This is a genomic window from Bacterioplanoides pacificum, from assembly GCF_042648445.1.
Classification (GTDB): domain Bacteria; phylum Pseudomonadota; class Gammaproteobacteria; order Pseudomonadales; family Oceanobacteraceae; genus Bacterioplanoides; species Bacterioplanoides pacificum.
The window spans coordinates 939,967-959,476 of the sequence record NZ_JBHRYB010000005.1 but is presented as its reverse complement, the minus strand read 5'-3'; the positions used below and the strand labels follow the sequence as shown (position 1 = coordinate 959,476).

Genomic DNA, 19,510 nt, shown 5'->3' with positions numbered 1-19,510 from the left:
GCGTGTTACAGTTGCCATAATTTACAGTTGTGGAAGATTATTATGAACGCCAACCAGGCCTTGTTAACGTTCTCCGATATTGCCAGTGCTGCCCATGGCCGTATTCAGCAGGATTTTGCCGATATTAATCCGGTGATTGGCGTGATGCAGGGCATGCGTAAAATGGGCATTCCGGCTGACGTGATCAGCATCGACTGTTTAACCAGTAAAAAGCGGATTCTGGTGGTGTTACACGATCAGCAGCCTGGTGTGATTCAGTATCAGTATTGTTTTCTGGATCAGGACCCGGCTGATGACTATTTGCAATTACCCAGCGCCGAGGTGAATGCAGACACTGTTTACGGCTGGATCAAAAGCTATTTCAGCGCCTGAGCGGAGCCAGATGATGTCATCTTTTCCCAGTGTCGTTCAGGCCAGACATCTCCATGGTCATATTCTTGAAATTCATTTCAGCGATGGCCATATCAGTGTGGTCGATTTTGCGCCTTTTATTTTTGCCTGTGATCATCCGGATATTCATTGTTATCGCCAGCCCGGGCTGTTCCTGGCGTTTGAATTGTGTGATGGCAATCTGAACTGGCACGACTACCGGATGATTTTTCCGCTGGAAGATCTGTACCATAATCGTCTGGCCGGTCGGCACTGAACGGCCGGGTTAATCAGCAAAACAGTAACGCAGCAAAACAGGAGGTTATGATGAGGGTATCTGGCTGGCAGTGGCGATTGCAGACGCTTGCACTGCTGTTGTGGATGACATTGCCGTGCGCCCGGGCTGCGGATTTCCCGTTGGCCGACGGTGATTATATTTTTCAGCACCGCTATGCCGAGCAACCACTGATGGACAGTTTTCAGCTGCAGGTTGAAATCCGTTTCCCGCGCATCCGGGTCTATAACCGTGATTACGCCGGCGTGTTTCCGCTCGGGCTGGTGGATGATGCTGAGTTGTACTGGCATCAGCCGTCGCAGCAGTGGATTCTGGTACATGACGAGCAGGATAAGCAGGCCAGTGAGGTCGGTGGCTGTTCCGATGGTCCGGGTGTGATCGATGCACAGGCCAGGATTTACTGGACATGTTAAGCTGCTGATCAATAGTGTAACAATCATCAGGACAGGATGCCCATGAATCAATCAGGCCGTGGAATATTCATTTCAGCGTTATTGGTTTTATTAACCGCCTGCAGCGCCGTTGGCTCAGATTTCCGCCCGCCGGCGTATTATCAGGAAAACAGCCAGGGCGACAGTAAACCTCTGGTCGGCCAGTCGCTGTTTGGCGATAACGACCAGAAAATTGCCGCCATGCTGGATCATCGTGTTGCACTGCCGCAACTGAACCGGGTGGCCATTCTGAAAATCAGCCCGGACAATTACTGGCGCCATTACTCCGATAATTTTAATCAGCTGAGTGACTCGCTGGTCAGTTCGCTGGTTATGCCATTACGCGCTTCTGCGCGGGTGTATGATGCCTCGTTTTTACCCGCCATGCTGATACCGGCGGAATATAATCTGCCGATTCTGCGTGAAGCTGCTGCGCGTTTTCAGGCCGATACGCTGCTGATTTACAGCAGCCAGTGTCAGACTTACCGGCGTTTTCGCTTTTTTGACGAGAATAAAAGCCGCGCCTATTGCCAGGTTGAAGCCGTGTTGCTGGATGTCCGCTCCGGCATTATTGTGCAGTCGATTGCCAGCCAGGAAGATTACGATCGCCCGCCAGCCAGTGATCAATATAATGCGCATGAACGCGACAAACAGGCTGAGCTGGAAGCACTGGCAAAAGCTCTGGGCGAAGTAGCGCGCCAGGTCGTTGGCTTTTTTGAGCAGGTGCCGGTATTGGGGGCATCACAATGAATCAGGAACCACAATATTGGGGCATGCCGGTTAATACCTATTGCATGTTGTTACACCTCAGTCAGCTGAGCAGTTTTCTGATTCCCGGGCTGGGACTGGTGCTGCCGGCATTAATGTGGGCATTAAACAAAGATAAAAATGAGCAGATTGACCAACACGGTAAAGTCACGCTGAACTGGCTGATCAGTGCCGTCATTTATGGTTTTGTCTGTTTTATATTGTGGTGGCTGCTGATCGGTGCGCTGGCCTTTGTGCTGCTGGCGATATTAAACGTGATTTTTGCGGTGATGGCAGCCATCCGGGCTAACGACGGGGAATTATGGCCGTACCCGCTGAGTATCCGGTTTTTTAAGGTGTAACTATGGTCAGATTAACCAGCGGCCTGCTGGCCCCCTTGCTGTGTGTTCTGTTGCTGCCCGCGTTGTCACAGGCACAGTCACAGGCACAGTCACAGGCACAGGCACAGGCACAGGCACAGGCACAGGCACAGGCACAGGCACAGGCACAGGAGCATGAGTCGTCTCTGGCGCAGGCCCGCCAGGCGTTAACACAACAGCTGCAACAACGTCTGGGGCAGCCGGTCAGTCTGCAGCTGGATATCGCCAACCAGGAGGATCACTGGTATCTGTTCAGCGGCGAAGTGTTGACGGCGGCGGGTGAAACTCTCGACTGGAGCCGCATTGACGGCTGTGAGCCGCAACTGGATGGGTTGCTGTGGGCTGTGATGCAGTGGCAACCGGGAGGCTGGCGTTTTGAGCAGCTGGAAGTCTGCTCACCGGAGCCGGTGTACTGGTATCTGGGCGAACAACCACTGAGCTGGCCTTGTGGTGTGTACCACGGCCTGCAAATCAGTGCTGATGACGATCTGGAACAGCGCTGCCGCCAGCAGCGGCAATGATGAAGAATACTCTGATGGATGTTTATGACTAACTCTGAATTTTTAGCCAGCCTGGGGCTGAACACCAATAAACCCTGGACCTTATACCTGTCTGTTTCAAGCTGTGACCCCCGCGACTGGGCAATTGCGCCGCAGCAGGTGGATGGCTTTGAATTATGTCTGACGTTAATTCTGCAAGCCGAAAGCTGGCGGGTGGATTTTGAGCGTAAAGACGGCGATTTTTGTTATCAGTGGCGGCCGCAGGGTACTGCTTTGCACACTGAACGCGATGCTTACCACAGCTTCGACTGGCCGCAGATGACGCAATTGCAGGATTTTCCGCAGCTGATTGTGGCACTGGAAAAATTATGGCATAGCCGGTTCAGCAAACAGGTGTATCTGGATGGCAATATCGCCGTTGACACGTTACAGCATCCCCAGGCCGTTGCTGCGTTGCTCAGCTGGCTGGGGGAGGGCTGGCACCTCAGTAACGGCTGATATCGTCTGCTGGTTAATAAAACGGCGCTTCGCCTGGCGGGCGTTTTTTAAAGCGTTTATGAATCCAGAAGTACTGGTCTGGCTGTTGGCGCACCGCCTGTTCCAGCGCTTTGTTCCAGGCTTCGCAGTCAGCCTGTGGCTGCTTGCCAAAGTCCGGTAGCGGGCTGAATTCAATTTCATACACACCACCCGGCAGCCGGTGCATGCGCATAAACACCACCGCCGCCCGGCCGGCTTTGGCAATCCAGCTGGGGGCCGATAAATTAGCCGTTTGTACGCCAAAAAACGGGGCAAATAAATCCGCGGCTTTGCCGGAATTCTGATCACAGGCATACCAGGCGATATTACCGCCACGTAGCCAGCGGATCAGCTCTTTCACCTGGTATTTGGTATGGCCCCGGGCATTACGGCCATTACGGCCGTTGACAATCATACGGTCGATTACCGGGTTATCGTGTGGCCGGTACATATAAGACAATTTATGTTGTTCCGGTAACGCCGCTTTAAACAGGGTTAAGGCGAAATCGACCGAGGTAAAATGGCCGCTCATCAATAACACGCCCTGGCCATTCTGTAACGGCTGCAACACATGTTCCATACCGATAATGCGGGCGTTGTTAACCGGTTCTGCCATATTGCGCCACCAGGCCTGGGGCGTTTCCAGCAGTCCCATGGCCATCTGTTGCAGGTTTTTCTGCAGTAAGCGTTCAATGTCTGCCGCGGAGTATTCGGGAAAGCAGGCGCTCAGGTTTTTACGGCCGATTCGGGTGCGGCTGTGCAGGGTTTTGTATAACAGGTAGCCAATCAGGCGGCTTAATCTGTCTTTCAGCGGCAACGGCAACCAGGAGATCAGCCACATAAAAAACACCACCAGCCAGGCGCCCCAGTATCTGGGATGTAACATAAAGCGGGTGACAGGAATTCGCGAATCCTTAGCCATAACAAACTACCAGCGACGAGCATCAAAACAACCGGTGCAGCATAAACCAGAGTGCTGGCAGAAATAAGACATCGCTGGGTGCAGAGCTGGAAAAGACTGTTTTTCCAGCTCTGCAGTGATCAGCGCGGGTTCAGGCCTGGCGGCTGGTGAGGGGGTTAGCCTGCTGACGGCGGCCGGCTGGCAACATTGCCCACTGTACGATCAGCACGCTGGCCAGGACGGTGATAAAACCGGCTAATGCCTGGCCATCCAGCGCTTCGCCGAGAAAATACCAGCCTAATAATGCCGCCGATAACGGACTTAATAATCCCAGCGATGAAACCGCCACCGGGGACAGCTGCTGAATGCCGCGGAACCATAACAGGTAGCCCAGCAGCGAGCCGACCAGAGATAAATAACCGTACGCCAGCAGTTGTGTCTGGCTGAGTGACGGCAGGCCTGGTTCCAGCGTCAGGGCTACCGGAATCAGTAACACCCCGCCGAGTAATAACTGCCAGCCGGTAAAGCTCATCACCGGTAAATCCAGTTGCCAGTGGCGGGTAAGGAACACGCCCAGGCCAACACTGATGGCACCCACCAGCGCTGCTGTTGCCCCGATCAGATCCCACTGACTATCGGGCGACAATAACAGGGCTGCCATGCCGGCGATGCTGGCGACAGACGCCACCACAGCGGCCTGTGCCGGCGCCTGCTTCTGCACCAGCCAGATCAGTAACATCACCACCAACGGCTGGATCGCGCCTAATACCGCAGCCAGGCCACCGGGTAAGCGATAAGCGGCGACAAATAACATGGCCTGAAACAGGCCGATATTCAGCAGCGACAGCAACATCAGTTTGGGCCAGTGCCGGCGTTGCGGCCAGGCAAAGTTGAGCAGCAGCAGGATCAGGCCAGCGGGCAGGACCCGGATAGCGGCGGAGGTGAAGGGTAACCCCTGGGGCAACAGTTCTGAGGTGACAATATAGGTGGACCCCCATAACACCGGCGCCAGAGCGGTCAGCAGAATCAGTAACAATGTGCGCATAAAATCTCGACAGTAAAATATCTTTAATTCAAGATAAACGCAGTGTATGGATATTTATCTTGAGTTCAAGGTAAATGTGCCGGGTAACTCATGGAAAAAATAATGAAGCCAATAGCGAATCACGATCTGCCGCCGGCAACGGATGCCGTCGATGCCATTCTGGAACAGTGGCAACAGCAACGGCCGCAGCTGGATACCCGCCTGATGGGACTCATTGGCCGGCTGAAACGTAGCGCCGCGTTGTTGCAGCAGCAGCTCGACCGGGTGTTTAACGAGTTTGATCTGAGTGCCTGGGAATTTGATGTGCTGGTGACGTTGCGGCGCAGCGGAGCGCCATATTCACTGGCGCCGACGCAGCTGTTCTCCACTCTGATGGTGACCTCTGGCACCATGACTCATCGTATGAACCAGCTGGAAAAGCGGGCACTGATCGAACGGCAGGCCAATCCAGAGGATGCGCGCAGCAAGCTGGTGGCGCTCAGCGCGTCCGGCTTGCAGCTGATCGACCAGGCGCTGGAGGCTCATGTCGCCAATCAGCGTCGTATACTCGCAGGCCTGGATGATGAAGCTGTTGAGCGGCTGGATCACAGTCTGAGACAGTTGCTGGCGTTACTGGAGCCGGGACAATAACCCGGCGCTGGCGATGTGTTGTCAGCCGTTTTCTTGCCCGGCTGGTGCCGGCGGATTATCGCTGACGTCGGTTTCGGATAACCGGGCAGCAACAAAATCGATAAAGCTGCGTACCCGTGCCGACAGGTGTTTGCGGCTCGGGTAAATCAGGAAAATATCGATCGCCAGTGGCCGGTAATCACGGAATAGTTCCACCAGTTCGCCGCGCTCCAGTTCGCCGGTCAGCATAAAGGAGGGCAGCCGCACAATGCCCAGCCCGCGGCGGCACAGATGCAGTTCCATCTCTGAGCTGTTGCTGCTGACCCGGCTGTCGACTTCTACCTGAATCGGTTTGCCGTATTGGTTGGTAAACTGCCATAAGCGCGGATTTTTCAGATACGAATAGGTAATGCAGCTGTGTTGCTGCAGGCTGGCGGCCAGGTGTTCCGGCTGCTCTGGTGTGCCGTGCTGTTGCAGGTAAGCCGGTGCGGCCAGGGTGACTGCCCGGGCTGCCATTACCTTGCGTGAAATCAGGCTGGAGTCCTCCAGTTTTGGCGTGGCGCGGATAATCACATCGAAGCCTTCGGCGACCATATCCACTTTACGGTTACTGAGATCCAGGTCGAGACTGACTTTGGGGTGCTGTAACAGAAAGTCGGCAAAAATATCCTGCATGCGCACCACACCAAAACTGGCCGGACAACTGACCCGCAACAGACCACTGGGTTGCTGTTGCTGACCGGATAACAGGTGATAGGCCTGTTGGGCATCCGCTACCAGCTGCTGACACTGCTGATAATACAACTCGCCTTCCGGCGTCAGATTCAGCGAACGGGTGGTGCGATTGAGCAGCCGCACCGCCAGCCGTGCTTCCAGTTTGCTGATTTCCTTACTGATATAAGACGTGGAGTGGCCGGTCTGTTCTGCGGCGGCGGTAAAACTGCCGGCGTTGACCACTTCGACAAACACCAGTACGCCATCCAGTAACTGTGGGTTGTAATTCATCGCTGCTCCTGAGGCGGTGTGGAACTATTCCGAGTCAGATGGAAAATATGGTTATCCATTTGCCATATTAATCTTTATCTGTGGCTAATTTATCCTGACATCATCTTGTTAAGCAATGACCGAATCACGGAGTACCTTATGAAAGTGTTAGCCTTTGCCGCCACCAACTCGCGTCACTCAATCAACAAAGCGCTGGTGACCCATGCCGCGGAACTGCTGCAGCGTAATGCCGGTGCGGAGTTTGAAATCCTGGATCTGAACGATTTTGAAATGCCAATCTACAGCATCGACCGAGAGCAGCAGGGCGGCATTCCTGAGCCGGCTCAGGCCTTCTTTAACAAAATCGGCGAGGCCGATGTAGTGCTGATTTCTTATGCTGAGCATAACGGTAACGTGACCGCAGCCTACAAAAACCTGTTTGACTGGGCATCGCGTATTGATCAGAAGGTCTACCAGAATAAGGCGGCACTATTAATGGCCGCTTCACCGGGCCCTGGAGGAGCACAAAGTGTGTTGGCCAGCGCCAGTGGTTCGGCGCCGTATTTTGCCATGGACGTTAAAGGGAGCTTATCGGTGCCATCATTCTACGATAACTTCGATGGTGAACGTGGTGAACTGAGCAATCCGCAGCTGGCACAACAACTGGCGGCAGAGCTGGCGAAACTGGCAGACTGAAGTCTGCCAGGCCACATCCGGCGCCGGCACTGGACGTATTACCGCCGGTGAAGGGGTTTGCCGTGCCGCAATAACCCGGCCGGGGTGTATGGCAGAGTCAGCGGGCAATGGATTGTTGCGGGCTGGCGCTGAAATATTGCTCCAGCTGAGACACAGTTAATGGCCGGCTGTAGAGAAATCCCTGGGCCTGCTGACAACCGGCCTGTAACAATAACTGCGCCTGTTCCCGGGTTTCCACACCTTCGGCGATCACGTCCAGTCCAAGGCTGTTGGCGAGGGCTATAATGGTGTTGGAAATGGCGATGTCGTCGCTGTCTTCAGGCATATCACGGATAAAGGATTTATCGATCTTTAATTTGCTGATCGGCAGTTTTTTCAGGTAACTGAGCGATGAATAGCCGGTGCCAAAATCATCAATCGCCAGTTCCACCCCCATTTCATGCAACAGGTACAGCTGTTTCACCGAGGAATCCCGGTTCTGCATAATAAAGGTTTCGGTGACTTCCAGTGACAGGCAGGTTGCCGGTAAACGGCAGTGGTGTAACATCGCTGAGACCTGCTCCACCAGGTTCATTTTGGTAATTTGTGGGCCGGCGATATTAACCGCTATGCGGCCGAACGGAATGTCACGATCCAACCAGTCGCGGGCCTGTTTGCCGGCCTGATTTAATACCCATTCGCCAATGGTTAACATCAGCCCGGCGTCTTCGGCAATGGCAATAAAACGATCCGGCGGCACCCGTCCCAGTTTTTCGTTATGCCAGCGCAGCAGGGCTTCGACACCAATTACCTGACCACTGGTTAAATCGATCTGGGGCTGGTAATGCAGGCTCAGCTCATTACTGCTAATGGCATGGCGCAGTTCATTTTCGATATTCACGCGTTCAATAATATCGCGCGTCATGGTTTCGGTATAAAACTGATAATTATTGCGCCCCTGGCTTTTGGCCCGGTACATGGCCGCGTCGGCGTTACGTAATAAATCATCGGCGTTGTCGCCGTCCTGCGGGAATAAACACAACCCCACACTGGCAGATACCCGCACATTGCCGCTCGCCAGGGCTATCGGCTGGTCGAGGGTATCGAGGATTTTTTGTGCCAGTCGCGCCGCAGCTTCTGCTTCCCCCAGATCGTCGAATAATAAAACAAACTCATCGCCGCCCACCCGGGCGACAGTGTCTTTTTCACGCAGAGTTTGTTTTAAAAAGTCGGCGACATTTTTTAATAACCGGTCGCCTTCAGGGTGGCCCTGGCTGTCGTTAATATTTTTAAAATTATCGAGGTCGACAAACATTAATGTGAAAGATTTATCGTTGCGCTGAGCGTGTTTAATGGCCTGATCCAGTCGTTCGCGTAATAACAAGCGGTTGGGCAGATTGGTGAGGGTATCGTGATAGGCCAGATGAAACACTTCCTGTTGTGATTGTTTAATCTGACTGATATCGGAAAACACAGACACATAATTGCGGATCTGATCCTGATCGTCTTTCACTGTGCTGATGGTCTGCCACACCGGGCACAGGCTGCCGTCTTTATGGCGATTAATGTATTCACCGCTCCAGCGCCCCTGTTCCAGCAATGCCTGATCCACCTGCTGATAAAAGTCGTCGTCGTAACCGTCAGAGCGTAAAAAATCCGGTGTTTTTCCTAATACGTCATCGCGGCTGTAGCCGGTAATGTCACAGAACGAGCGGTTGACCTGCACAATTTTGCCGTCTGCATCGATGATCATAATAGCTTCAATGGTGTTTTCCACCACACTGGCCGACAGTCGTAATATGTTTTCATTGGCCTTGCGCTGGGTGATATTGCGGCCAACCCCTAACACGCCTAATAAACGTCCGGTTTTATGGTCGTACACCGGGGTTTTAATGGTTTCCAGTAATTCGCTATGACCGTCGCTGGCAAAGGTGATGTGTTCTTCACTGACGGTTAGCCCCGGGGTCTGCATGGCGGCGATGTCGTGCTGGCGGAATAAATCAGCCCGTTCCCGATCAGCAAAGTCGTAGTCGGTTTTACCGGTAATGTGTTGTTCAGAGGTTCCGAGGAACTGTTCGAAACGCTTGTTGCAGGTCAGATAAACCCCGTCCGGATTTTTAATCCAGACCAGATCGGGCAGGGTTTCCATCAGCAGGCGCAAATAACTGGTTTTTTCTTCGACTTTATCGGCCAGTAAGCGCATGCGGATATTCTGACTGGCGAGGTACATCGCGAGCAGAAACAGCAGTGCAAAAATCAGACTGGCACTGATGATCTCCGCCTGGTAGGTGTGCCACACCGAAATCGATTGATTGATGATGCGGGTGTCAGCCGGTAACAGAGTACGATCAATCCCCAGTCGCTGCAGCTCCTGCTCATCTGCCATGGGCAGGTTCGGACTTTTATCCAGTACCGGGATCAGACGGATATCTTCACCGGCGAGAATTTTTCTGGCCATGCGCCCGGCCTGACGTCCCTGTTCGGTGTGGCTGACCACTACGCCGCCCAACACCCCCTGGCCGATACCGTGTTCATAAGGGTGCAGAATGGGCACCGGAGTGGCTTCACGAATCAGCTTCAGACTGTCGTAGAAGGAAAGTTCATGGCCAAAGCGGTCGCTGTAGGCGCCAATCAGCAACACCAGATCCTGATCTCCCAGATTCTGCAGTTGCAGTCGTAAGTCGTCCCAGGACAGCTGGGTGAGTGACAATACCCGGAAGTTAAGGCCGGTAAAGTCCGCCATCTGCTGCTGCAGGGTATGCAGATCGGTTTGTGAGGTTTTGCGGCTGTCGGTGATGACGTAAACGTTGCGCCGTCCGGGCATCAGTTGTTCCGCCAGCGTCAGCATGCGGGGAAAGGATAAGGATTCAAACACGCCGGTGGCCCAGGACACATTGTTCATGCCCTGTGCTTTGCGTGGGTCGTTGACGCCAAGAAACACCACCGGGGTGTTGGCCGCCAGCCGGGAGCGATGATGGCGGATAAAATCCAGTGCATTGTCGTCGGCGGTAATAATCAGATCGTAGCGCTGACGTTTGCGCAGTTTATGGCTCAGTAGCTGCAGCAGGTTCTCCAGGCTGGCAGCATCCTGATGGCGCTTGCTGTCCATATATTCGATGTCGAGCTGGGGCGGATAATCGCCGAATGCCTGTTGCAGGCCAGCGAGGATTTTATCCGAGGTCGGAAAGCCGGGGTGATAGGAATACAGCAACAATATCCGCTTGTCTCTCAGGTCTTCGCTCTGGGCCATCGCCGGCAACGGCGCCAGTAAGGCCAGGGCTAACAGCCAGAATGGCAAGCGAATAACCGGCCGCAAAGCCATGCGTAAAGATCTGAACAAACCCTGATTCCCTGGATAACTGTGATTCAGAGGCAGTATAGACGTGCCGGGCCAGTGGTTAAATATTAAACCACGCCAGATACGCGGGTTTTTTACCTTGTTTAACCTGGCCATGTCAGTGTCACCCGCAAACCGGGCAAATTGTCGGCCATGCTCAGGTGAATATTCAGCCGCTGGCAGGCGGTATTCACCAGCGCCAGACCGAGCCCAATGCCGCCGGAGCGGCGATCACGGCTGTTTGCCGGCCCTGGCAGAGGTGTTGTTGGGATGTTTGTCAGCGCCCGGATCGCCGTTGTGATGGCCCTGATAGGCGGGTGGTTCATCGGCCAGAAAATCGGCTACGGTATCGAGAAACTCGGTTAACAACTTACGGCTGACGACAAAAATATGGCCGATGTTTTTTTCGATATGGCGGTTCAGACCTTCACGCACCAGCCGCTGGTTGTTTTCCAGCCGTCCCCAGCGTTCGCTGGTTTTACAGGAACCGGCCGGAGCAATCGGATCGCGCAGACCACAATAATCAAACAACGCGATGTCGGCCCGGTTTAACGCGTCCATATTCACCGGCTGGTTATCCAGCTGCGGATAGCGTGACGGCAGGCGGAATTCGTTGCGCCAGATTTCGTTACCCATAAAGACCCGCTGAATCCATTCCCGGTGGGCGCGGGCCGGGAAGCGGGTGCCACTGCTGAGCCATTTCAGAAACGGTGCGGCATCTTCAATCGCCCCCGGTACGTGGGCGCGGCTGAAAAAGCCTTCCGGCGCACTTTGTTCCACCCCGGGCTGAATGTTGTTCATCCCCAGGCCAATGGCAAACGGCGAAACATTTGCATGACCGTAAAACAAAGCCATGATATCGGCGTCGTAATCGTTGCGGATTAAATCACGCATCGGTTTATGGCCGCTGTCTTCGTCATCGAATAACACCGGCGTGGTCATCAGTACCACCTGGCGGATGCGGATATCGTCGCCGCTGATGTTGGCTTCTTCGATACGCCGCGCCAGATAGGGCATAAACAGAGTGCCACCCATACAATAGGCCATGACCTCGATATCCTGCTGCGGATGCCGCTGCAATACCAGATCGAGGTATTGGTCGTGGATGGTTTTGGCATAAAACGCCAGCCCCAGCTCACTTTGTTCCGGCCCCGGATCGCCGTAATCGACCATGTACAGGTCGTAACCCAGCGCCAGCATGCCTTCCACCACGGATTTGCCCGGTGCCAGATCAAATAACTCACAGCGGTTAATCATCGGGCTGGCCATATACAGGGTTTTGCCATTGGCTTTAACGCCGTCGGGGCGGGGGTAATGGCGCAGCCGGGCCGTGTACAGCTCGGAGCCGGGTACGCTGTGCCATTCACACGCGCCTAACCGGGCACAGGGGGACTGGGCTGCAAAACGGGCGACGTCAAAGGCGTCGTGTTGCAATAATTCCAGCAACCGGCGACTGCAATCGTGCAGATATTGCTGATCGGTTTCCCGCCAGTTGCCATCGCGGTCGGCTTTACGAAAGGGCTGTTGTTGCGGATCGCTGAAGGGTTGCTGCGCCAGCACCTGCAATAACGAACGCAACAGATTTTTCAGCGCTGCTAAATGGGTCTGACCCAGGCTGTGATACTGCCACTCCAGCAGGGCAAAACTGTGCAGCTGAGTTGCCAGCCAGGTTTGGCCGGCCAGTGTTTCCCGCGCCCACTGGCAGGTCTCGCTGGCAAAACATAAGCGGTCGTCTTCGGCGTCCGGATCAGGCTGGCTGAAATAACCCACCAGCGCTTTTAGTGCTGCGGCGTAATCGCCTTCGATGCGTTGATTGTCGCGCGCCACCAGGTCGGGATTTTCGTGCTGGCCAACCGATTGTTCGGTGGCTTGTATCAGTGGCCGGGCCCATTGCAGCGCCCAGTCGGAGGTGAAGCCGAACGGGGTTAACGCGCGTTGTTGCAGCTGGCTGGTGGTTAACAGCTGCTTCAGCCAGATGCCGTTCAGTTCACTTTGCCAATGGCGCGCACCCTGCAGCCCGGCAGGGTTATCAGCTGGCCCCGGTAACAGCGCCAGTGCCATGTCATCGGCGGACAAGGCTTTGGCGGGCAGGCCGAACAGTGGATTAATGGCCGTTTGGGCGGGAAAAACAGAGGTAAAACCAGGCAGTTGGGCCAGCATAGATGCGTCTCCTTGGCGGCTCGGGAACAGAATAAGCCTCAGTGTAGGGCGGAATCGGCGATCGGCCAAAGCGTCAGATCAAACTTCAGGCAGAATACTGTTATTTTTCTTAATAACGTCTCTGGCGGGCGACCACAGCCGTGCCAAGGCGATCACGAAACGACAGATAAAATGATCGTGGCATGCGACAGAGTGATGACAGGCCTGTTATTATTGATAGCTTAGTCAGTGAATTACTGGCCGGTTATTTTGTTCAGTCATTAAGTTATTTTTAAGTTATTTTTTATGTCTCAAAACACCCCGTTTACCTTACCCGAGCCAGGCGATCATGAACGCCAGCAGCTGGCTCAGCTGGGGGATTACGACGATCCCTGTTTGTTGTTTATTTATGCCGACGCAGCACCGGAGCGTGTGTTGCAACGTGTGCAGCAGGCCGTGCAGCAAAGCGAACAGGCGCTGGCGCAGCCCAGCCCGGTCAGCACGGACAGCCGGTTGTACTGGAGCGCGTGCTGGGGAGACAGTCAGGAAGCCGAAGTCCTGGCCGATGCCCTGGCGGCAGCGCTGCAGTCGTTAAACGGTTATGTGTCGGTGTTTCGTCATAACCCGCTGGCTGACCCGCTGGACACCTATACCCAGGGCTGGCAGCAGCTGTTGTGGCTGATGACCGGGGAGCAGCCACAGGCGTTAAGTGTTGGCGCCGACGGCCGGGTGGCGATTAACGATTTTACCGACCGCAGCCGCTGGCCTGGTCTGGCGGCGTATCGTCAGACGGCACAGTCAGACGCAGCCGAAAAAAGTGGTTTATTCAGTTCCGTTGTGAGCCGGCTGAAATCGGCCCTGACGGTGAATCCGGCCGGACGGCAAGCAGAGAGAGATGAGACTGACAAGGAACAGGCGCAGTTATGCCCCTGGCAAGCGGCAACGGCTGAGCTGGTGGAAGACGGCGTCGCCAGGCCGCCTGTAGCCTCGCTGGAGCTACTGGCGCCGTTTATCTGGCATCTGCCGGGGGGCGAAGCCTTATGGTGTTACCTGTTAAGCGGTGAAGGTCTGGAACAATTGCAGCAGCAAAATATCCTGCTGGATCTGGATCAGGTGCTGATTTTTGCTCATGCACACCAGGTTGCGCCGGCGTTTTATCAGCACCTGTGTGAGCAGTTATCCGGTGTCAGCGATCAGATCGAGCTGGCCGAAGATCTGGATGAGGTGTTGCAGCACGCGGCCGAAGCATTGCTGGAAGACAGTGATGATGAGGCGGATCAGCAGCTGTTTTTGCGTCTGCTGGATATTTTTTATCACCTGCTTGATCAGCAGCCGCTGTCGCAGACACTGTATGAAATGCTGGTGGAAGACGACGACACGGCATGCCTGACTGCGGCGCAGTATCATCAGCGCTTCGGCGGCGACGAAACCCCTGAAGAAGGGGTCATCAGTAGCAACCAGCAGGCCAAACTACAACGTTTGATGAAAAGCCTGAAACGGTTTTACAGTGCCGATTATGATCAGCTGAAAATGCTGCTGGCGTTGCGGGAAGAAAACCGCGCGGTCGCGGACCTGAGTCAGTGGTGGGTCGATGATACACCGCAGGCGCTGCTGCTGGCGGCATTGATGTGCTGGTGCGACTACGACGAAGACATCTACGACGATTACAGTAAAGCCCTGTTTAAGCGGGTGGATGGTTCGCTGGCCAATCTGGCCGAAGAAACGCTGGAGCGATACACCGAAAACGGCCAGCCGTTGCCAGCGGAGTTCCGTCCTTATCTTTACAGCGAAGAGCAGCTGTTGGAACCGCTGGCAGAAAAACTCAGTCAGCAGCTGGAGCTGGAAGGTTATCAGTCACAGCGCGACTTCAACCAGCCGGCTTATGATGCCCTCAGTGCCACCAGTAAGTTTCTGCCGGTGTTAGCCGCCGCCTGGTATCGGGTATTCTCGGATGAAGAGTGTCAGGCGTTACGTCTGGTAAAACTGTTTCTGAAGCTGGCGCCGCAGGCGACGTTATCCTGTGCCAGCCGGTTGGTGCGCGATGGTTTCCGTGGCTTTGCCGACGACGGCCGCAAAAGAGGCTTTTATTTTGCGCTGCACAGCGCCCGGCCAGAGGCTGGTGACCTCTATGCGTTTAAGATGCGGCTGGCGAAAAAAGAAGCCAACGACGATGAGTACTGGCAGCTGCTGGATAGCTACTTAGCCGCCGATGAAGCACAACGTGCACAGTGGGATCAGGGCATTCAGCGGTTGTACTGGCCCGCCGCTCAGGCGTTCTATCTCGATGTGTATCTGAAGGATGCACAGTTCCGCTCGCCGCTGCCAGACTTATGGCCACAGGCGTTGGCGGAGTTGTATTACCATGCCCGTAACCTGAATCTTGATGACAGCCACAAGAACATCGGGCTGCTCACGCAGCTGAGCCTGCAGTTTATTGCTGGTGAGACCGACTTTGCTACTTACCGCCGTCAGGCCGAACCTCTGCTGGTGACCAAACAGCTGGATATCCGCCAGCAGGATGGCAACCCGTATCAGCCACAGCTGTTACCACTGTTGCGTACAGAAACCGAGCCGCAGCGACGTTTACGGCTGATCAGACTGCTGACCTTACATCCCAGCCGTGGCAAACGCCTGCTGCAGACAATCGCGCTGGAGCTGACCTTAGACAGCTGTTGCCATGATGGCAGCCTGACGCCGCAACAACGTGCCGGACTGACGCTCAATGAGCTGAATAACGAGGGCCAGCAACGGCTGGCGAATACCCTGGCAGAGCTGCAACAACAACTGAACGATATCGACTGAGGGCGTCATTATGTTAAATCAAAACGGAATTTTGCAGCATTACCGACCGCTGCAACCTTTTTTCCCCGGTGATATCTACGACAAACATCCGGACTATGGCGACGAACATTTTCCGTATTTAAACGAATACGATTTTATCTGGCAGCCACACACCGACCAGCGTCAGGTGCCACAGTTGTTTGTTGATGAGGCGCTGAGCTTTAAGCCCGATGACAGTTGCCGTGGCGGCGATGAAGCGGCGTTATTAACCGCCCGGCTGAAGGGCCAGCCACTGCGGATGCCTGTCATCAGCCGCTGCTGGGGACGCACGCTGGTGTATATGCTGCGTGATGACCTGCTCGATGGCATTGAGTTTGCCCCGGTGTTGGGCATTACCCGCACCCGCGCTACCTTAAACGATGCCACCGGTACTCAGCACAACGGCTTCAGCGCACTGTGTTTCCATAAGGCGTTATCTCCGGCCCGGGCAGAAAAGCGCCTGGCACAGGTCGCTGAGGAACAGCGGTTATTATTGCCGCTGCATCTGGCTGCGCAGAACAATGTGATCCTGATTCATGAATCTTTGTTGCAGCGCTGGCTGCAGCAGGGGGCTTGTCTGGCGCAGACGTTTAACGAGCAATGCCTCGATCTGGCTCAGCTGGCCCGTAATGATTTTTATTACCCCAGTGCCGGCAGCCAGGATTATTTCAGCCTCGACGACTATCAGCACGACCGCAATGCGCGGGTGTGGGAGGGCTGACCGGAAATACCATAGTGTTGTCCGGCGCGGCAATGGCGCTGCCGCTGCCGGCGGCGTTATCGTGCTGCGCTCCGGTCACTCAGAGGAATTATCGTGGAACTACCCGAAATCGGCCCGCGCTGGCTGTTAATCAGCGCCGCCATCATGATGTTAATTGCGCTGGCGGAAGCCTGGCTGGTTACCCTGATTCTGTACGCCAAAGTCGGGGCGCTGAAGAAGCTGTTTCCGGCCAGCCATAACCTGATCCGCTCGCACGTTGATTACACCATTATGACGGCCCTGACCGGTATGTATTACCTGGTGGTGGAACATCTGGCGCTGACCATTCCCGATTGGGTGATTGTGATCTATTGCGTCGGTGTGTTGTATAACCCGGCGGGTTTTATCGCCAAAGCCATCAACCCGAAAATGGGCAACAGCGACAGTCTGCTGGGGCGTTTACTGGTGTGTCTGGGGTTTGTGCCCGCCACTCTGGGGTTTGGTTATTTGTCGCTGGCGATTCTGTCAGCCACGCTGGTGGCGTAACACCAGCGCTTGTTTTGTTGTCGGGTCAGGCAAATTTTTGCGACCAGCGCTGAATGCGGGGGCCGAAAACAAAAGCGATGCTGGCAGCGGCCGGCCAGGCAAGCACAAAAGCTTTGCCCCAGCGCAGCAGGAAATCGGGCACCAGCCCGAGGTTCAGATACGTCACCCAGCAGCTCATCAGGGTTGATAACACCAGTGACATGGCAAAGGTGAAGGCAATACGTTGTTTCATCTCGGGAATACTCCGCAGTGTTGGTGACGGCCGCTACTTTATGACATGCTTGCAATGAAATTAAGACGGCAAATCTGAATCTTAAAAACCAAAAATGGAATCATCATTCGACGATATCCAGCTGTTTGTGCAGCTGGTACGGGCTGGCAGCCTGGCGGCACTGGCCGAACAGCAGGGGATTCCGGCGGCAACGGTCAGCCGGCGGCTGAAAAAACTGGAGCAGGCACTGGGGGTGACGCTGGTGTATCGCTCGGCGCGCCGTTTTCAGCTCAGCAGTGCCGGTGAGGCTTATTATCAGGCATTTGCGGCCCGCAGTGACGACTGGGGCGCGACACTTCAGCAGTTACAGCAACAAACCCACGAACTCAGCGGACCGCTGACCGTCTCTGCGCCCAGTACCTTATCGATTGGTTTATTACGGCCGATCTGGCGCCGCTTTGTTCAGCAACATGCTGACATAGAGCTGACCATGTTGTTGTCGGATCAGACCGTCGATTTACAGGCCCAGCAGGTTGATCTGGCGATCCGTATTGGTCCACAACCGGATTCCGGCCTGACTCAGCAGCGGCTGGGGCAGGTGCGTACCGGCTTGTTTATCGGCACCGGGCTGGCGCAACAGCTGCAGCAGCAACAGGCGTTACCGCAACTGCCGCAGCAACTGAATCGTCGGCGGCTGGTGGTGTTTGAACGTTTGCCGGTGTGGCAGTTAAGTGACGGCCAGCAACAGCTGGAAATTCATCCGCGTGCCAGCACCCGGGTCACCAATATCCGGATGGCACTGGATTTGGTGGTGCATAACCTCGGTATCAGCCTGCTGCCCTACAGTGAAGTGGGCGAAGCGCTGGCCCGTGGCGAGGTGGTGCCGTTGCTGCCTGGATGGCGCGGGCCGTTACGGGATATTTATGCGGTCTGGCCGGATGGCCGGTTGCTCAGTGCCCGGGCCCGCTGTCTGCGCGATTATCTGCGCCAGCAAATGGCCGGTATCGCCGAATTACAGGGCGAATTGCCCGGCCCTGAGATGACGGGGAATATTTCCGGCTAACGCCGCTTGCGGCGTTTATGCCACCAGATTTTGACCCCGGAATAACTGAAATACGCCACCATCAATCCCAATAAACACACCAGTAACTGATACGGCCAGCCAAACACCTCGGCCATATGTAAGGCGTATAACCACTGGGTGACCGTGGTGGCGGAATACTGGCCGCTGGGCCAGTAACTGGCTAATAGTTCGCCATTATGAGCGTCGATGTAGACCACGCTGCGGGCGATATCGGCATCGACATCGCGGGATGAATGAAAGCGGTACTGAAAGGTATTGGCGCTGGCAATATAACGCAACGATCGTTCACGGCCACTGTGGATGGGCTGCTCAGGTTGTTGCTGTGCCTGCTGCTGAATCGCCGCACCCCGTGCCTGGCGGGCGGCGTTTAACGCCTGGTCGATGTTCATCGGCGGCAGCTGATGGCCTGTGACTGGCGCCGCCGGCGCGGCACTGAATAAGGTATTGGTCACTGGCTTATAAACGTCGCGCAGGTTAAACGCTACCGATGACCAGGCAAAAATAAATAATAATGCCCACAACCATAAGCCCGCGGCACGATGTAATAAAAAATGAAAAGAAAAGCCGCGGCTGTGCCAGCGCATTTTAAAACTCTGTTGCCAGCGGCTGAAAAACTGACGCAGCGAAGGTTGTTTGCTGACCGGTAAGGTGGTGGCGATGGCAATAAAACAATCGAGCGTCCACAGCAGGGCAATGATGCCGAGTAATAACACGCCCCAGCGGTCGGGCAACCATAAGGTGTAATGCAGCTTGTAAATAAAACCCGGCAGATTGCCAATACCTTGCGATAAATCGCCCCAGGTACGGCTGCCCATGACCTCGGCGGTATAAGGATTGATAAATACCCGGTTAAACTGCTCGCTGCCACTGACGTAATAACGCAGGGATTTTCCCGGGCTGAAATCCAGTGCCACGGTGCTGATGTTGCCGCCGTAGCGGGCGCTGTATTGTTGTGCGGCGTGGTACAGCTCACTGGCGGGTAAATAATTGTCTCCCTGTTGGGAGGCTGTTTGCGGGGTAAAAAATAACGTCGGGTTGAGCCATTCGTCCAGCTCATGATAATACGCCAGCAGCGCACCGGTAATGCCGGTAATGATCAGAAATAACGCCGCGGTTAAACCCAGGTAACGATGCAGGGTAACAAAACGTTGTTTTTGTCGGGCGTGGCTGAACATAAAATCTTCTTGTTCGAAATAAAAGAGATTGTTGTGCTGTCCCGCC

The 19,510-nt window shown here is 54.9% G+C and carries 20 protein-coding genes; 13 read left to right on the top strand and 7 right to left on the bottom strand.

Annotated features, from left to right (window positions below):
• The first annotated feature begins 42 nt into the window (after window positions 1–42).
• The 7 genes from ACFOMG_RS08970 to ACFOMG_RS08940 are packed head-to-tail and all read left to right on the top strand — an operon-like array spanning window position 43 to window position 3,220.
• On the top strand, window positions 43–372 hold the full coding sequence (locus ACFOMG_RS08970; protein ID WP_376866116.1) for a hypothetical protein: 330 nt from the start codon (window positions 43–45) through the stop codon (window positions 370–372).
• A gap of 10 nt (window positions 373–382) precedes the next feature.
• Window positions 383–646: a hypothetical protein gene (locus ACFOMG_RS08965; RefSeq protein ID WP_376866115.1), complete on the top strand. Its 264-nt coding sequence runs from the start codon at window positions 383–385 to the stop codon at window positions 644–646.
• Window positions 647–693: 47 nt separating this feature from the next.
• Window positions 694–1,077, top strand: coding sequence for a hypothetical protein (locus ACFOMG_RS08960; RefSeq protein ID WP_376866114.1), 384 nt, complete (start codon window positions 694–696; stop codon window positions 1,075–1,077).
• A 42-nt stretch (window positions 1,078–1,119) separates the two neighbouring features.
• Complete coding sequence (locus ACFOMG_RS08955) at window positions 1,120–1,845, top strand: hypothetical protein (RefSeq protein WP_376866113.1); 726 nt, start codon at window positions 1,120–1,122, stop codon at window positions 1,843–1,845.
• Entirely contained in the window at window positions 1,842–2,204 is a 363-nt protein-coding gene (locus ACFOMG_RS08950) for a DUF4870 domain-containing protein (protein ID WP_376866111.1), read from the top strand. The genes ACFOMG_RS08955 and ACFOMG_RS08950 overlap by 4 nt, the downstream gene beginning before the upstream one ends.
• Window positions 2,205–2,206: 2 nt before the next feature.
• Window positions 2,207–2,743: a hypothetical protein gene (locus tag ACFOMG_RS08945; RefSeq protein WP_376866110.1), complete on the top strand. Its 537-nt coding sequence runs from the start codon at window positions 2,207–2,209 to the stop codon at window positions 2,741–2,743.
• A 24-nt stretch (window positions 2,744–2,767) separates the two neighbouring features.
• Window positions 2,768–3,220 carry a hypothetical protein gene (locus ACFOMG_RS08940; protein WP_376866109.1) on the top strand — a complete coding sequence of 151 codons (453 nt, stop codon included), beginning with the start codon at window positions 2,768–2,770 and terminating at the stop codon, window positions 3,218–3,220.
• Window positions 3,221–3,233: 13 nt separating this feature from the next.
• Here ACFOMG_RS08940 and ACFOMG_RS08935 read toward each other — a convergent pair whose 3' ends face one another.
• On the bottom strand, window positions 3,234–4,160 hold the full coding sequence (locus ACFOMG_RS08935; protein ID WP_376866107.1) for a lysophospholipid acyltransferase family protein: 927 nt from the start codon (window positions 4,158–4,160) through the stop codon (window positions 3,234–3,236).
• A 130-nt stretch (window positions 4,161–4,290) separates the two neighbouring features.
• On the bottom strand, window positions 4,291–5,184 hold the full coding sequence (locus tag ACFOMG_RS08930; protein WP_376866106.1) for an EamA family transporter: 894 nt from the start codon (window positions 5,182–5,184) through the stop codon (window positions 4,291–4,293).
• A 102-nt stretch (window positions 5,185–5,286) separates the two neighbouring features.
• On the opposite strand from ACFOMG_RS08930, the gene ACFOMG_RS08925 reads away from it, so the two are divergent.
• Window positions 5,287–5,814 carry a MarR family winged helix-turn-helix transcriptional regulator gene (locus ACFOMG_RS08925; RefSeq protein WP_376866105.1) on the top strand — a complete coding sequence of 176 codons (528 nt, stop codon included), beginning with the start codon at window positions 5,287–5,289 and terminating at the stop codon, window positions 5,812–5,814.
• A 21-nt stretch (window positions 5,815–5,835) separates the two neighbouring features.
• Here the strand turns inward: ACFOMG_RS08925 and ACFOMG_RS08920 are convergent, their stop codons facing one another.
• Window positions 5,836–6,798 (bottom strand): LysR family transcriptional regulator, encoded by a 963-nt coding sequence (locus ACFOMG_RS08920; RefSeq protein WP_376866104.1) that lies wholly within the window; start codon window positions 6,796–6,798, stop codon window positions 5,836–5,838.
• A gap of 138 nt (window positions 6,799–6,936) precedes the next feature.
• Here ACFOMG_RS08920 and ACFOMG_RS08915 point away from each other — a divergent pair, with 138 nt between their 5' ends.
• A complete protein-coding gene (locus ACFOMG_RS08915) occupies window positions 6,937–7,473 on the top strand; it encodes an NADPH-dependent FMN reductase (protein WP_376866103.1) in 537 nt (178 codons plus the stop codon).
• Window positions 7,474–7,570: 97 nt separating this feature from the next.
• Here ACFOMG_RS08915 and ACFOMG_RS08910 read toward each other — a convergent pair whose 3' ends face one another.
• Entirely contained in the window at window positions 7,571–10,792 is a 3,222-nt protein-coding gene (locus ACFOMG_RS08910; protein ID WP_376866102.1) for an ABC transporter substrate binding protein, read from the bottom strand.
• Window positions 10,793–11,020: 228 nt separating this feature from the next.
• On the bottom strand, window positions 11,021–12,949 hold the full coding sequence (locus ACFOMG_RS08905; RefSeq protein WP_376866101.1) for a hypothetical protein: 1,929 nt from the start codon (window positions 12,947–12,949) through the stop codon (window positions 11,021–11,023).
• Between the two features lie 285 nt (window positions 12,950–13,234).
• Here ACFOMG_RS08905 and ACFOMG_RS08900 point away from each other — a divergent pair, with 285 nt between their 5' ends.
• From ACFOMG_RS08900 to ACFOMG_RS08890, 3 genes are all read left to right on the top strand, one after another.
• Window positions 13,235–15,730 (top strand): hypothetical protein, encoded by a 2,496-nt coding sequence (locus ACFOMG_RS08900; protein ID WP_376866100.1) that lies wholly within the window; start codon window positions 13,235–13,237, stop codon window positions 15,728–15,730.
• A gap of 10 nt (window positions 15,731–15,740) precedes the next feature.
• Complete coding sequence (locus ACFOMG_RS08895) at window positions 15,741–16,469, top strand: hypothetical protein (RefSeq protein WP_376866098.1); 729 nt, start codon at window positions 15,741–15,743, stop codon at window positions 16,467–16,469.
• Between the two features lie 93 nt (window positions 16,470–16,562).
• The gene (locus ACFOMG_RS08890; protein ID WP_376866097.1) at window positions 16,563–16,994 is read left to right on the top strand and encodes a hypothetical protein; all 432 of its coding nucleotides are present in this window, start codon (window positions 16,563–16,565) and stop codon (window positions 16,992–16,994) included.
• Window positions 16,995–17,019: 25 nt separating this feature from the next.
• Here the strand turns inward: ACFOMG_RS08890 and ACFOMG_RS08885 are convergent, their stop codons facing one another.
• Window positions 17,020–17,226 (bottom strand): DUF2798 domain-containing protein, encoded by a 207-nt coding sequence (locus tag ACFOMG_RS08885; RefSeq protein ID WP_376866095.1) that lies wholly within the window; start codon window positions 17,224–17,226, stop codon window positions 17,020–17,022.
• Between the two features lie 94 nt (window positions 17,227–17,320).
• Between ACFOMG_RS08885 and ACFOMG_RS08880 the strand changes: the two genes are divergently transcribed.
• Window positions 17,321–18,268, top strand: coding sequence for a LysR family transcriptional regulator (locus ACFOMG_RS08880; protein ID WP_376866093.1), 948 nt, complete (start codon window positions 17,321–17,323; stop codon window positions 18,266–18,268).
• Here the strand turns inward: ACFOMG_RS08880 and ACFOMG_RS08875 are convergent.
• Window positions 18,265–19,464 carry a PepSY-associated TM helix domain-containing protein gene (locus tag ACFOMG_RS08875; protein WP_376866091.1) on the bottom strand — a complete coding sequence of 400 codons (1,200 nt, stop codon included), beginning with the start codon at window positions 19,462–19,464 and terminating at the stop codon, window positions 18,265–18,267. The genes ACFOMG_RS08880 and ACFOMG_RS08875 overlap by 4 nt on opposite strands.
• Window positions 19,465–19,510: the final 46 nt, after the last annotated feature.

What these genes read in the sequence shown, in the direction of transcription:
- ACFOMG_RS08970 (WP_376866116.1), top strand. Translation starts at nt 43, where the DNA reads ATGAACGCCAACCAGGCCTTGTTAACGTTCTCCGATATTGCCAGTGCT.
- ACFOMG_RS08965 (WP_376866115.1), top strand. Translation starts at nt 383, where the DNA reads ATGATGTCATCTTTTCCCAGTGTCGTTCAGGCCAGACATCTCCATGGT.
- ACFOMG_RS08960 (WP_376866114.1), top strand. Translation starts at nt 694, where the DNA reads ATGATGAGGGTATCTGGCTGGCAGTGGCGATTGCAGACGCTTGCACTG.
- ACFOMG_RS08955 (WP_376866113.1), top strand. Translation starts at nt 1,120, where the DNA reads ATGAATCAATCAGGCCGTGGAATATTCATTTCAGCGTTATTGGTTTTA.
- ACFOMG_RS08950 (WP_376866111.1), top strand. Translation starts at nt 1,842, where the DNA reads ATGAATCAGGAACCACAATATTGGGGCATGCCGGTTAATACCTATTGC.
- ACFOMG_RS08945 (WP_376866110.1), top strand. Translation starts at nt 2,207, where the DNA reads ATGGTCAGATTAACCAGCGGCCTGCTGGCCCCCTTGCTGTGTGTTCTG.
- ACFOMG_RS08940 (WP_376866109.1), top strand. Translation starts at nt 2,768, where the DNA reads ATGACTAACTCTGAATTTTTAGCCAGCCTGGGGCTGAACACCAATAAA.
- ACFOMG_RS08935 (WP_376866107.1), bottom strand. Translation starts at nt 4,160, where the DNA reads ATGGCTAAGGATTCGCGAATTCCTGTCACCCGCTTTATGTTACATCCC.
- ACFOMG_RS08930 (WP_376866106.1), bottom strand. Translation starts at nt 5,184, where the DNA reads ATGCGCACATTGTTACTGATTCTGCTGACCGCTCTGGCGCCGGTGTTA.
- ACFOMG_RS08925 (WP_376866105.1), top strand. Translation starts at nt 5,287, where the DNA reads ATGAAGCCAATAGCGAATCACGATCTGCCGCCGGCAACGGATGCCGTC.
- ACFOMG_RS08920 (WP_376866104.1), bottom strand. Translation starts at nt 6,798, where the DNA reads ATGAATTACAACCCACAGTTACTGGATGGCGTACTGGTGTTTGTCGAA.
- ACFOMG_RS08915 (WP_376866103.1), top strand. Translation starts at nt 6,937, where the DNA reads ATGAAAGTGTTAGCCTTTGCCGCCACCAACTCGCGTCACTCAATCAAC.
- ACFOMG_RS08905 (WP_376866101.1), bottom strand. Translation starts at nt 12,949, where the DNA reads ATGCTGGCCCAACTGCCTGGTTTTACCTCTGTTTTTCCCGCCCAAACG.
- ACFOMG_RS08900 (WP_376866100.1), top strand. Translation starts at nt 13,235, where the DNA reads ATGTCTCAAAACACCCCGTTTACCTTACCCGAGCCAGGCGATCATGAA.
- ACFOMG_RS08895 (WP_376866098.1), top strand. Translation starts at nt 15,741, where the DNA reads ATGTTAAATCAAAACGGAATTTTGCAGCATTACCGACCGCTGCAACCT.
- ACFOMG_RS08885 (WP_376866095.1), bottom strand. Translation starts at nt 17,226, where the DNA reads ATGAAACAACGTATTGCCTTCACCTTTGCCATGTCACTGGTGTTATCA.
- ACFOMG_RS08880 (WP_376866093.1), top strand. Translation starts at nt 17,321, where the DNA reads ATGGAATCATCATTCGACGATATCCAGCTGTTTGTGCAGCTGGTACGG.
- ACFOMG_RS08875 (WP_376866091.1), bottom strand. Translation starts at nt 19,464, where the DNA reads ATGTTCAGCCACGCCCGACAAAAACAACGTTTTGTTACCCTGCATCGT.